General features: G+C 46.3%; 13 protein-coding genes. All 13 read left to right on the top strand.

All coding sequences use genetic code 11. The features are described from left to right. The first annotated feature begins 40 nt into the window (after nt 1-40). The 13 genes from DW183_RS07140 (at nt 41) to groL (ending at nt 13,480) form a co-directional block, all read left to right on the top strand. Entirely contained in the window at nt 41-1,963 is a 1,923-nt protein-coding gene (locus DW183_RS07140; RefSeq protein WP_118281288.1) for a DNA gyrase/topoisomerase IV subunit B, read from the top strand. A 34-nt stretch (nt 1,964-1,997) separates the two neighbouring features. Further along, entirely contained in the window at nt 1,998-4,235 is a 2,238-nt protein-coding gene (locus tag DW183_RS07135) for a DNA gyrase/topoisomerase IV subunit A (protein WP_118281287.1), read from the top strand. Next, entirely contained in the window at nt 4,235-5,515 is a 1,281-nt protein-coding gene (locus tag DW183_RS07130; protein ID WP_118281286.1) for a bifunctional folylpolyglutamate synthase/dihydrofolate synthase, read from the top strand. The genes DW183_RS07135 and DW183_RS07130 overlap by 1 nt, the downstream gene beginning before the upstream one ends. Before the next feature lie 3 nt (nt 5,516-5,518). Then, nucleotides 5,519-6,073, top strand: coding sequence for a GTP cyclohydrolase I FolE (folE, locus tag DW183_RS07125; protein ID WP_118281285.1), 555 nt, complete (start codon nt 5,519-5,521; stop codon nt 6,071-6,073). A gap of 16 nt (nt 6,074-6,089) precedes the next feature. Then, entirely contained in the window at nt 6,090-6,638 is a 549-nt protein-coding gene (locus tag DW183_RS07120; RefSeq protein WP_118281284.1) for an HD domain-containing protein, read from the top strand. Then, complete coding sequence (gene folP, locus DW183_RS07115) at nt 6,635-7,444, top strand: dihydropteroate synthase (protein WP_118281283.1); 810 nt, start codon at nt 6,635-6,637, stop codon at nt 7,442-7,444. Before DW183_RS07120 ends, folP begins: the two co-directional genes overlap by 4 nt. Before the next feature lie 2 nt (nt 7,445-7,446). Next, on the top strand, nt 7,447-8,274 hold the full coding sequence (folK, locus tag DW183_RS07110) for a 2-amino-4-hydroxy-6-hydroxymethyldihydropteridine diphosphokinase (RefSeq protein WP_118281282.1): 828 nt from the start codon (nt 7,447-7,449) through the stop codon (nt 8,272-8,274). After that, complete coding sequence (locus DW183_RS07105) at nt 8,267-8,917, top strand: CPBP family intramembrane glutamic endopeptidase (protein ID WP_118281281.1); 651 nt, start codon at nt 8,267-8,269, stop codon at nt 8,915-8,917. The genes folK and DW183_RS07105 overlap by 8 nt, the downstream gene beginning before the upstream one ends. Nucleotides 8,918-8,956: 39 nt before the next feature. Then, nucleotides 8,957-9,427, top strand: coding sequence for a methylglyoxal synthase (locus DW183_RS07100; protein ID WP_118281280.1), 471 nt, complete (start codon nt 8,957-8,959; stop codon nt 9,425-9,427). An 18-nt stretch (nt 9,428-9,445) separates the two neighbouring features. After that, nucleotides 9,446-10,183: a DUF308 domain-containing protein gene (locus DW183_RS07095; protein ID WP_118281279.1), complete on the top strand. Its 738-nt coding sequence runs from the start codon at nt 9,446-9,448 to the stop codon at nt 10,181-10,183. A gap of 21 nt (nt 10,184-10,204) precedes the next feature. Continuing rightward, nucleotides 10,205-11,383, top strand: coding sequence for a DUF2974 domain-containing protein (locus DW183_RS07090; protein WP_118281278.1), 1,179 nt, complete (start codon nt 10,205-10,207; stop codon nt 11,381-11,383). A 163-nt stretch (nt 11,384-11,546) separates the two neighbouring features. Then, complete coding sequence (locus tag DW183_RS07085) at nt 11,547-11,831, top strand: co-chaperone GroES (RefSeq protein WP_118281277.1); 285 nt, start codon at nt 11,547-11,549, stop codon at nt 11,829-11,831. 29 nt (nt 11,832-11,860) lie between these two features. Continuing rightward, entirely contained in the window at nt 11,861-13,480 is a 1,620-nt protein-coding gene (groL, locus tag DW183_RS07080) for a chaperonin GroEL (protein WP_118281276.1), read from the top strand. Nucleotides 13,481-13,556: the final 76 nt, after the last annotated feature.

The following is a 13,556-nucleotide window of genomic DNA, read 5'->3' as shown; positions in this document are numbered from 1 at the left end:
CGGCGCATTTCTTTAGGCAATTTTTTAGTGAGGTTAGGAAATGGCGAAAAAGAACGTTTACGACGAGAGCAGTATTGCCGTATTAGAGGGACTTGAGGCAGTGCGCAAAAGACCGGGTATGTATATCGGAAGTGTATCCCGCAAGGGGCTGAACCATCTGGTGTATGAGATCGTGGACAACTCGGTAGATGAGCATTTGGCAGGAGCCTGTGATACGATCTGGGTGACACTGGAAGCCGATGGTTCTTGTACCGTAGAAGATAATGGACGAGGTATTCCGGTTGGTTTACATGCGACCGGTGCCTCTGCCGCGCGCGTGGTATTTACCACATTACATGCAGGTGGAAAATTTGATGACAGTGTCTATAAGACCAGTGGTGGCTTACACGGTGTAGGTTCTTCCGTGGTCAATGCCCTGTCTACCTATATGGATGTGGAGATCTCCCGCGATGGCTTTATCCATCACGACAGATATGAGCAGGGACATCCGGTGATCGCACTGGAAAATGGTCTGCTGCCGACCATCGGCAAGACTAAGAAGACCGGGACAAAGATCAATTTCCTGCCGGATCCCCAAATTTTTGAAAAGACCAATTTCAAAGAGGACGAGATCAAGAGCCGTATGCATGAGACTGCCTATCTGAATCCCAAACTGACCATCATTTATGAGGACAGAAGAAAAGAAGAAGTCGAGCATATCGAGTACCACGAACCGGACGGCATTATCGGCTTTGTCAAGGACATCAATAAAAATGCAGAAAAACTCCATGATGTCGTTTATTTTAGCGGAGAGTCTGATGGAATCAGCGTGGAGATCGCTTTTCAGTATTGCAACGAATTCCATGAAAATATTCTGGGATTTTGTAACAATATCTACAATGCAGAGGGGGGTACCCATATTACCGGATTTAAGACGGTCTTTACGACAGTCATCAATAATTACGCAAGGGAACTTGGCATTTTAAAGGATAAAGATGCCAATTTTAACGGGGCTGATGTCAGAAACGGTATGACGGCAGTTGTATCCATCAAGCACCCGGCACCGCGTTTTGAGGGACAGACCAAGACCAAACTGGATAACCAGGACGCTTCCAAGGCAACCGCTAAAGTGACCGGGGACGAGATCCAGTTGTATTTTGACCGAAATCTTGACACTTTAAAGACCGTGATCTCCTGTGCGGAAAAAGCAGCCAAGATCCGTAAGACAGAAGAACGTGCCAAGACCAATCTTCTGACCAAGCAGAAGTTTTCTTTTGACAGCAACGGAAAACTTGCCAACTGCGAGAGCAGGGATGCTTCCAAGTGCGAGATCTTTATCGTGGAGGGAGATTCTGCGGGCGGTTCTGCCAAGATGGCGAGAAACCGTATGTATCAGGCGATCATGCCGATCCGTGGAAAGATCCTGAACGTGGAAAAGGCAAGCATCGATAAGGTACTTGCCAATGCCGAGATCAAGACTATGATCAATGCTTTCGGTTGTGGTTTTTCCGAGGGCTACGGCAACGATTTTGATATTACCAAACTGCGTTACGACAAGATCATCATCATGGCGGATGCCGATGTGGACGGTGCCCACATTTCTACCTTGCTTTTGACCTTGTTCTATCGCTTTATGCCGGAACTCATTTATGAGGGACATGTCTATATTGCTATGCCGCCTCTTTATAAGGCAATCCCATCCAAGGGAAAGGAAGAATATCTCTATGATGATGCCGCCTTGGAAAAATACAGAAAGACCCATACGGGTAATTTTACCCTGCAAAGATATAAGGGACTGGGTGAGATGGATGCGGAACAGTTGTGGGAGACGACTTTGGATCCGGAATGCAGGATCTTGAAAAAGGTAGAGATCGAGGATGGACGTATGGCATCCGATGTGACCGAAATGTTGATGGGAAATGATGTGCCACCGCGCCGTGCCTTTATCTACGAACACGCGAGAGATGCGCAGCTTGACGTATAGACGTTTGAAATAGTAAGTAGGAGAGAAAGAACAGATGGCAGTAGAGGAAAAATTGATTCGCATGGAATATTCGGAGATCATGGAGAAATCCTATATCGATTATGCCATGAGCGTTATTATTGCAAGAGCCTTACCGGATGTCCGCGATGGATTAAAGCCGGTGCAGAGACGTACGCTTTATGATATGCACGAACTGGGGATCCGTTACGATAAGCCTTTCCGTAAGTCAGCCAGAATCGTCGGAGATACCATGGGTAAGTATCATCCACATGGTGATTCTTCCATTTATGACGCCCTGGTCGTTATGTCACAGGACTTTAAAAAGGGACTTCCTTTGGTGGAAGGGCATGGTAACTTTGGCTCGATCGAGGGTGACGGTGCAGCGGCAATGCGTTATACCGAGGCACGTTTGCACAAGGTGACCCAGGAGTGTTATCTGGCGGATCTGGATAAGGATGTCGTTGATTTTATTCCAAACTTTGACGAGACGGAAAAAGAGCCGGAAGTCCTTCCGGTCAAGGTGCCAAACCTTCTCATCAACGGTGCGGAAGGTATCGCCGTTGGTATGGCGACCAGTATTCCGCCACATAATTTTGGGGAAGTGGTCGACGGTGTCATTGCCTATATGAAAGACCCGGATATCAATACCCAGCAGATGATGGAATACATCAAGGGACCGGATTTCCCGACCGGCGGTATCGTGGTCAACAAGGATGATCTGCATGCCATTTATGCGACCGGTGTCGGTAAGATCAAGGTGCGTGGCAAGGTGGAGATCGAAAAGGTCAAGGGCGGCAAGGAACGTCTGATCATCACGGAGATCCCATATACCATGATCGGTGCCAATATCGGAAAGTTCTTAAATGACGTATATGGTCTGGTCGAGTCGAAAAAGACGACAGATATCGTTGATATTTCCAACCAGTCCTCCAAAGAAGGCATCCGTATCGTCATTGATCTGAAAAAGGGAGCCGATGCCGAAAATCTCTGCAATCTGCTCTACAAAAAGACAAGATTGGAAGATACCTTTGGCGTGAATATGCTTGCCGTTGCAGACGGCAGACCGGAGACAATGGGCATTGTCCCGCTCATCCGCCATCATGTCAACTTCCAGTATGAATTGGCTACCAGAAAATATACGACCCTGCTTGCCAAGGAACGCCAGAAAAAGGAGATTCAGGAAGGTTTGATCAAGGCATGCGATGTCATTGATCTGATCATTGAGATCCTGCGCGGCAGTAAGGATATGAAAATGGCAAAAGCATGTCTGGTTGAGGGGATTACCGAAGGCATCTGCTTTAAGTCGGAAGTGTCAAAAAGAGACGCCGAAAAACTGCATTTTACAGAACGACAGGCAACTGCCATCTTGGAAATGCGTTTGTATAAACTGATCGGTCTGGAGATCCAGGCACTCATGAACGACTATGAAAAGACCATGAAAAATATTCAGGAATATTCTGATATCCTGGAAAACCGTGCTTCCATGGCAAAGGTCATCATGAAGGAATTAAAAGAGTTTAAGAAGGAATATGCCAAGGAGCGCCGCACGGTCATTGATAATGTGGCAGAAGTTGTGGTAGAAGAAAAGCCGATCGAGGAAGTGGATGTTGCTGTCATGATCGATCGTTTTGCCTACGGCCGTGTTGTGGATATGCCTACCTTTGAACGCAACAAAGAGGCGGCTGAGGCAGAGAGCCGCCAGATCATCTTCTGTAAAAATACGGATAAACTGGCACTTTTTACCGATAAGGGACAGATGCATCTGATCAAGGTCTTAGACCTGCCGTTTGGCAAGTTCCGCGATAAGGGACAGCCGCTGGATAATGTAAGTAACTTTGATGCGAGCAAGGAAGAAAGCCTTTTGATCGCGTCCGTTGCTGCATTAAAAGATAAAAAACTGGTATTTGCGACCAAGACATCCATGTTAAAGGTAGTCGATGGCGGCGAGTTTGATGTGGCAAAGAGAACGACGGCTGCTACCAAGTTAGCCCCGGATGATGGTCTGCTTTTAGTCGGAGTCTTAGAAGACCAGGATAGTATTGTCATGCAAAGCGAGAAGGAAATGTTCCTGCGCATTGATACGGCGGCCATACCGGAGAAAAAGAAGGGCGCGATTGGTGTCAGGGGCATGCGCTTAGCCGATAAGGATCTCTTGCAGGCTGTCTATCTCTTGCATACAGGTGATAGCAAGACGGTCAAAGTCAAGGGCAAGGATGTGGTCTTAAACCGCCTGCACATTGGCAATCGCGATACGAAAGGTGTCAAGAAATAATGACGTTTGATGATAAGACCCGTGCTTTTATGGATAAAATTGCAAAAAAAGGCAGTGTCTTAGGGCTGGATGCCATGTGCCTGCTCATGCAGGCTCTGGGCGATCCGCAGGAGCAATTACAGGTCATCCACGTGGCAGGAACCAATGGAAAGGGTTCTACCTGTGCTATGCTGCAGAGTATTTTATGCCTGCAGGGCTACCGGGTCGGGCTTTATACGTCCCCGGCAGTCTTTTGCTACGAGGAACGTTTTTCCATCGATGGCGCGTACATAGACGCAGCGACTTTTAATGCCTATATGCACCGCATGGAGGATGCCTGGCAGGAAGTTGAAAGACAGCATGGTGTATGCGCGACCATTTTTGAAGTGGAGACGGCACTGGCATATCTTTATTTTTACGAAGCAGGCTGTGACTATGTCATCATGGAAGTTGGCATGGGCGGGGCGACCGATGCAAGCAATGTATTGAACCATAGCCTATGCAGCGTTTTTGCCGCAATCGGCAGAGACCATATGCAGTTCTTAGGACCGGATCTGGAAAGCATTGCCCGCATCAAGGCTGGCATTATGAAAGCAGGGGGACAGGCTGTTTCCACCTGGCAGGAGCCAAAGGCTGCCAAAGTCTTAGAGGATGTGGCTAAGGCTGGAAAGACCGGACTTACTTTTTGTGATGAGAGCAAGGTAAAGATAAAGCAAAGAAAGCCGCTCTGTTATGACTATAAGGAATTTTCGGATATAGAGGTACCCCTGGAGGGCTCCTATCAACTGCAAAACAGTGTCCTGGTCTTAGAGACCATTCGGACCTTGCGCAAACTGGGCGTTTTTATTTCGGATGCGGCGGTAAAAGAGGGCATGCAAAAGACCGTCTGGCAGGGAAGGATGGAGTGCCTTTGTAAGGAACCGCTGATCTATATGGATGGGGCACACAACCTGCCCGCAGCCAAAAGATTATGGGAAACGCTGGAAAGTGATTTTACAAATAAATCCATAACCTATATAATGGGGGTACTTGCGGATAAGGAATACGAGGAAATGCTGGCACTGCTTCTGCCAAGAGCAGGGCATATCTATACGGTCACACCGGACAATGCCAGAGCCTTGCCGGCCGAAAAATTGCAAAAGACCATAGAGAATCTTTCCTATGCGGCGCTTGCCTGTCCTTCTTTAGAGGATGCACTTTATCAGGCACTGCAGGCGGGGGATGATATGATCTTAGCCTTTGGTTCCCTTTCTTATCTGGGAGACTTTAAGAAGATTGTAAAAGCATCTGTAAAGGAGTAAGAGATGTTTGATCACGAAAAAATAAAAGAGGGCGTGCGCCTGATCTTGGAGGGCGTGGGCGAAGACGTGGAGCGCGAGGGACTTTTAGAGACACCGGATCGTGTAGCACGCATGTATGAGGAGATCTTTGCCGGTATGTATCAGGATGCCGCAGAGCCGCTTTCCAAGCGTTTTCATGTGGCTGGAAATGAGATGGTCTTGGAAAAGGATATTGTATTTTACAGCACCTGCGAGCATCATCTGATGCCATTCTTTGGCAAGGCACATGTAGCCTATATCCCAAAGGGCGAGGTCGTGGGACTCAGCAAGATCGCCAGGACGGTTGAGGTCTTTGCAAAAAGACCCCAGCTGCAGGAGCAGTTGACGGCACAGATCGCGGATGCTATCAATGAACAACTGCATCCCATGGGCGTTATGGTCATGCTTGAGGCAGAGCATACCTGTATGACCATGCGCGGCGTCAAAAAGCCGGGCAGCAAGACAGTCAGTTATGTGACAAGGGGCATCTTTGCAGAGGATACGGCACTACAGGATCGTTTTTTTCAATTAGTAAAATAAAGTTTGGATACGGCATATGGACACAGTGACACAGGTTTTAGAACATCCCCAATATAAAGCATGCTGCGAGACGATCACGGACTACGAAGCAGATAGGACTTATTGCAGACATGATATGGAACATTTTCTTCGGGTAGGACAGATCGCTATTTTGTTGGCAAAAGAAAATGGGCTTTCGATCGATGCAGAGGAGATCATGCTTGCAGCCCTCTTTCATGATCTGGGGCGTGCCTTGCAGTATCAGAATGGAATCTCCCATGCAGAATCGTCAGCGATCCTTGCAGAGGAGATTTTGTTGTCTATTGGCTATGATCCTGCTAAGACAGACAGGATATGTGCAGCGGTGAAATGCCATAGCAAAAGGCAGGATGTCAAGATTCGTTATGCCAAGCGTGGCAGCCAAAAGACCTTGGAAGACTTGCTTTCCTTTGCCGATCATTTTTCGAGGGAATGCTTTGCCTGCCTAGCAAGCGATACCTGCAAATGGAAAGCAGAAGAAAGGATCGACAGACCCTATTTTGAGATAAAGGAAGATTATGATATAAGAAAGAGAGGCTTGCTATGATCATAGGAAATCAGGAATTTTTGGAAGAGGGACACACTTATGTCATGGGAATCTTAAATGTGACACCGGATTCCTTTTCGGATGGCGGCAGATATAATCATTTGGACGCTGCCTTAAAACATACTGAGCAGATGATAAAAGATGGTGCGGCTATCATTGATGTTGGTGGAGAGTCTACAAGACCGGGACATGAAAAGATCACAGACCAGGAGGAGATCGACCGCATCCTTCCGGTGATCGAAAAGATCAAGCAGGAATTTTCCGTCCCGGTATCCTTAGATACCTATAAGGCAGCCGTGGCAAAAGAGGGAATTCAGGCAGGAGCCGATCTTTTAAATGATATCTGGGGTTTACAGTATGATCCTGCCATGGGAAAGATCGTAGCAGACAGCGGTGTCGCTTATTGCCTCATGCACAATCGGGATAAGATCACGGAGGAGATGGACGCCGATCTTTTTATCGGGCAGATGAAAGAAGATGCAAAAAGGGCACTGGATGCCGGCATCAAGAAAGAGCGGATTATTTTGGATCCGGGGGTAGGCTTTGCCAAGACCCAGGAACAGAACCTTATGACTATCGCAAATCTGGACCGCCTCAAGGCACTGGGCTATCCGGTTTTACTGGGGACATCCAGAAAGTCTGTGATCGGTTATGTCTTAGATGTGCCGACCGACAAGCGTCTGGTGGGAACTCTGGCGACAAGTGCCGTAGCCGTACAGACAGGCTGTATGTTCGTGCGTGTGCATGATGTCAAAGAAAATGTGGAATTGATTCAGATGTTAGAACGCATCCGGGAAAGCAGGTAAAAATGGAACAGATCATAGTAGAAGGATTAGAAGTATTTGGATACCACGGCGTATATGAACAGGAAAAAGAGGAAGGACAGATCTTTGTCGTGAATTGCTGGATTGATACTTCCTTTGCCGGAGCGATTCATTCCGATGACCTGTCAAATACGGTGGACTATGGAAATGTATGTCTTTTTATCAAAAAATATTTTGCGGAAAATGCACATGATCTCTTGGAAAAGGTAGCAGATGAACTTGCAACATCCATCATGTATGCTTTTCCGGGCGTACAAAAGTTAGTTTTAGAGATCAAAAAACCGCATGCACCGATTCCTATGGAATTTGCAAACGTGGGTGTCAAGGTAGAAAAGGCATGGCATCAGGTAGCCATTGCGATCGGAAGCAATATGGGCGACAAGGAAAAGTATCTGACCGATGCCATGGAAGAGTTGATCAGTGATCCTAATGTCAGAAATGTCATTGTTTCAGACTATATAGAAACCGAGCCTTATGGATATGTGGATCAGGATAAGTTCTTAAATGGGGCAGCGACCATAGAGACCCTTTTATCACCGGAAGACCTGCTTGCCTTTTTACATAGGATCGAGGAGAAAGCAGACCGTAAGCGCGAGATCCACTGGGGACCACGGACACTGGATCTGGATATTCTTTTGTATGATGATGCCTGCATCCATACCAAAGACCTGATCGTGCCGCATATTGATATGTGCAACCGCATGTTTGTCTTAGAACCGCTCATGCAGATCGCACCGGGACTGGTACATCCGGTCAGAAGACGTACCATCTATGATCTCTATTACATGTTGAAGGAAAAAGAAAATGCGTAAGTTTCGGACAAACAGACTCTGGCAGATCATTTATCCGATTGTGGTATATTATCTGCTATACAATGTATTTTTCGTGGCACTGCGCCTGCTTTTTGGCGCACACGCCAGTCATTTGTTTTTGCTGGGGATCGCCAGTCTTTTGACCATACCTTTTTGCTATGGTATTTACAAAAAAGCCCCAATCGTGCGGGCAGAAAAAGTCTGGGATAAAGAGACTTTCCCAAGAGAATGTCTGTATATCCTTGGTGTTGTGGCATTGGGACTGATCTTAAATTTCATCATTTCCCATACGCCGCTGGTGGCTTATTCTTCCGGCTATGCCCAGGCGAATGCCACGCTTTATGCGGGCGGTCTTTTGACCAAAATCTTTGCAAATTGCATCAGTATTCCGATTTTGGAGGAACTGGTCTACCGTGGGATCGTATGCGGGCAGTTGAGCCTCTGGTATGACGAAAAAATTGCAGTCATTATTTCTGCATTTTGTTTTGGTATCATGCACTTTAATGTGGTACAATTCTTATATGGATTTCTGGTAGGTCTTGCGATTGCAACGGTATATATCAAAACGCGCAAACTCTGGGTCGTTATCGTGGCTCATGGATTGACGAATTTTATCGTTGTCATATTGGCAAGCCTCGGATAGATAAGACATTTTTAAAAGAGACATAAGGAGGATCTGATTATGGACGACAGCAAGATCACACTTACCATTGGTAAGCAAAAGAACATTGCACTCATTGCACATGACGGAAAAAAGGCTGAGATCATTGCATGGTGTGAAGAACACAAAGAAGAATTAAAGAAGCACTTTTTATGCGGTACCGGCACGACCGCGCGTATGATCACAGATCGTACAGGACTTCCGGTACGCGGTTATAACAGCGGTCCTTTAGGCGGTGACCAGCAGGTAGGAGCCAAGGTCGTAGAGGGCAAGATCGATCTGATCATTTTCTTCTCCGATCCGCTTACGGCACAGCCGCATGACCCGGATGTAAAGGCACTGCTTCGTATCGCACAGGTCTATGACATTCCGATCGCCAACAACAAGGCGACGGCTGACTTTATCATCACATCGGATTTCATCGACAAGGAATACAATCATGATGTGATCAACTTCAAGAAGAACATTTCAGAGAGAGCAGAAACACTGTAAGACAGTGGGGAGGAATGGATGAGCAAACAGGATAATCCCAATGTTGTTGGAAATATTGCGATCGTCTTTATGTCGATCCTCTTGATCGCCGTGGGCTGCATCATGTTATTTACGGATGCGGTCAGGATGATCTATTTCTGCTACGGTGCCGGTGCCTGTCTTTTGGTATGGGGCATCTGGATGATCAGCCGTTACTTTTTACATAAGGAATTTCAGAGAACGACCAATTATGGCTTTTCGGTCGGCACGCTGGTCGTGATCTTGGGAGCCATTGATTTGATCCGTGCACAGGATATTGCGGACTCCATACCAAATTATCTGGGTATCCTGGTTCTGATCGAGGGCGTTGTCATGTTGCAGAACACCGTCCAGTTAAAGAACTTACATGGAGATCTTTGGATCGTCAGTCTGATCTTTTCCCTGCTTTCCGTAGCAGGATCGGTTGTCATATTACTGGATATCGGGAATATGATAACAAGGTATGAGACTGCCTTTTATGGTATCCTGATCATGGTTGGTGCATTTGCACTCTTATCCCTGTGTTTTGTTGGGGTGAGGACCAAGCATTATCACAAGGAAAGCAAACGGGAGTTGGAACGCAATATCGAAGAATCCGACCAGTGGTTTGAAGGCAAGCAGGAGACGACCACGGCTATTACGGAGGAAGTGGAAGAGGACCATGCCGATGAGACAGAAAGTGATCCACTGCCGGATACAGATCAAGCGGATTCTGCCTTGGTAGAGGAAGAAGTGTAGGATTTTTGAAAGGAGTTTGGCATGGCAAATATTTCGGATTATTTAGATTGGCGTGGTGATATTACCATGGAGATTGACCCCTTTAATGAAGTAGATAATCTGGTCTTAGCAGAACTGGCATACACAGATTTTGGCGGCATTGTCCCGGGCTTGAATCAAAAGGGACAATGGATCACGATCCGGGAGGCACACGATCGCTTCTTTTCTATGTATTCAGAAGAAGAGATCATGGCGAAGAACTCTACCACCAAGGTCGCACCTTTTTTGATGCACAAGATGGTAGCATCTGCACGTTTTCAAAATCTGCGGCTTATGAACTATGTCAATGAGATCGACGAAGAAAATCAGACCCAGTTTTCGGTTTTGTCTTTTCTTTTAGATGATGACAGGGTCTATGTGGCATTCCGCGGGACGGATAATACCATTGTCGGCTGGAAAGAAGACTTTAATATGTCTTTCCTTTATCAGACGGAGGGTCAGATCCGGGCAGCCCAGTATCTGAATGACTGCTATGGCGATACTTCTTATGAACTGCTTGTAGGAGGACATTCCAAGGGCGGCAACTTTGCCGTATATGCATCTGCATTTTGCCAGCCTGCCATTCAGGATCGCATTACTTGTGTTTATTCCAATGATGGTCCGGGCTTTTTAAAAGAGATCACGACGCAGGAGTCTTATGAGCGCATTATGCCCCGGGTCGTCAGTACCATACCGGAATCTTCCATTGTTGGCATGCTTTTGGAAAACGAGATGGATCATCGGGTGGTAAAGAGTTCACAGACCGGCGCCATGCAGCATGATGCCATGTCATGGGAAGTCCTTGGCAACCATTTTGTTTTTGCCGAAAATCTGTCAGAGTCTTCCGTGATGCTGGATCGTACTTTAAAAAACTGGATCTATGGTCTGAGTGCGGAGGAGAGGGAAGAATTTGTCAATATCTTATTTGGTACCCTGCAATCGACCGGAGCAACGACGCTGGACGAACTGACGGCAAACAAATTTTCCATGATGACCAATATCTCTAAGACCCTATCTGCCATGCCGGTGGAAAAGCAGCAGGTCTTAAAGGATGTCATCTGCCGTTTTGCCTATTCCAGCGGAGAGACCTTTGCAGATAATGTGCAGGAAAAACTCTTTCACAATCCGCTGTCAGAAAGGCTTATGAATACGACAAAAAGTATTGAGCGTAAGAAAAAGTGAGAAAATAAGAGTATACGTTAGATAAAGATAGGATTCTTGGAATTATTGGATGTGACTAAAGTTGCAACTTGGTTCTTAGAATCCTATTATATGAATTGTGGTTAGCACTCGTACAAAGTGAGTGCTAACAAAGAATGAGAGAAATATAAGGAGGCATATAGAAATGAAATTAGTACCATTAACAGATCGCGTTGTTTTAAAACAGTGTCAGGCAGAAGAAACGACAAAGTCAGGCATTATCCTGGCAAGTGCAGCACAGGAAAAGCCAATGGAGGCAGAGGTTATTGCCGTAGGTCCTGGCGGAATGGTAGAGGGTAAAGAGGTTGTTATGCAGGTTAAGGCTGGTCAGAAGGTCATCTATTCCAAGTATGCCGGAACAGAAGTAAAGTTAGAAGGCGAAGATTATATCATCGTTCGTCAGAATGACATTCTTGCTGTAGTAGAGTAAAAATAGATATAAGAAAGAAGGATTAAATTATGGCTAAGGAAATTAAATATGGCGCAGAAGCTAGGAAAGCATTAGAAGCAGGTGTAGATCAGTTGGCTGACACTGTCAGAGTTACGATCGGACCAAAGGGACGCAACGTTGTTTTGGATAAGTCTTACGGTGCTCCACTCATCACAAACGATGGTGTTACCATTGCAAAAGAGATCGAATTGGAAGATCCGTTTGAGAACATGGGAGCACAACTTGTCAAGGAAGTTGCTACCAAGACCAATGATGTTGCCGGTGATGGTACAACAACCGCAACCGTATTGGCACAGGCTATGATCAAAGAAGGTATGAAGAACTTAGCAGCCGGAGCAAATCCGATCGTTCTTCGTAAAGGTATGAAGAAGGCTACAGATGCCGCAGTAGAATCTATTGTTTCCATGTCTGAAAAGGTCAGCGGAAAAGAGCAGATCGCTAAGGTCGCTGCAATTTCAGCAGGTGATGAAGCCGTTGGTAACATGGTAGCAGATGCCATGGAAAAGGTTTCCAATGATGGCGTTATCACGATCGAGGAATCTAAGACCATGCAGACGGAACTTGACTTGGTAGAAGGTATGCAGTTTGACCGTGGTTATATTTCAGCATATATGGCAACCGATATGGATAAGATGGAAGCCGTTCTGGATGATCCATATATCCTGATCACAGACAAGAAGATCAGCAATATTCAGGAAATCCTGCCACTCTTAGAGCAGATCGTGCAGTCAGGATCCCGTCTTCTTATCATTGCAGAGGATGTAGAGGGTGAAGCCCTTACAACCCTGATCCTGAACAAGTTGAGAGGTACTTTCAATGTTGTTGCTGTTAAGGCACCTGGTTATGGCGACCGCAGAAAAGAAATGTTACAGGATATCGCCATCCTTACCGGTGGTCAGGTAATCTCTGAAGAAGTAGGTCTGGAATTAAAGGATGCTACCATGGATCAACTTGGTCGTGCAAAATCAGTTAAGGTTCAGAAAGAGTCTACCGTTATCGTTGACGGCGAGGGTGATAAGGATGCCATTGCAGCCAGAGTATCACAGATCCGTGGACAGATCGAAGAGACAACTTCTGAGTTCGATAAAGAGAAATTACAGGAGCGTCTGGCTAAACTTGCCGGTGGCGTTGCCGTTATCCGTGTAGGTGCTGCTACCGAGACAGAAATGAAAGAAAGCAAACTCCGTATGGAAGATGCCTTAAACGCAACACGTGCTGCTGTAGAGGAAGGTATCATCGCAGGTGGCGGATCTGCTTACATCCACGCTTCCAAGGAAGTTGCAAAACTGGTTGATTCTCTGGAAGGTGATGAAAAGACAGGTGCCAAGGTTGTATTAAAGGCGCTGGAGGCTCCGCTTTTCCATATTTCAGCAAATGCCGGATTGGAAGGAAGCGTTATCATCAATAAGGTAAGAGAAGCACAGCCGGGATTTGGCTTTGATGCTTATAATGAGACTTATGTCAATATGGTAGAGGCAGGTATCCTGGATCCTGTCAAGGTAACACGTAGCGCATTACAGAATGCATGCTCTGTTGCATCTACCTTGCTTACAACAGAATCTGTTGTTGCAGACATCAAGGAACCGGCACCGGAAATGCCAGCAAATCCGAGTATGGGAATGATGTAAGATCTTTAAAAAGGACGGCGGAAACGCCGCCCTTTTTTTGTGCAAAACGCATTTGCCAGTACCTATAAAGTATGGT

The organism is Roseburia sp. AM16-25 (genome assembly GCF_003473825.1).
Classification (GTDB): domain Bacteria; phylum Bacillota; class Clostridia; order Lachnospirales; family Lachnospiraceae; genus Pararoseburia; species Pararoseburia lenta.
Note: the sequence above shows the minus strand (reverse complement) of the source record. Positions and strands in the feature narration are given on the sequence as shown.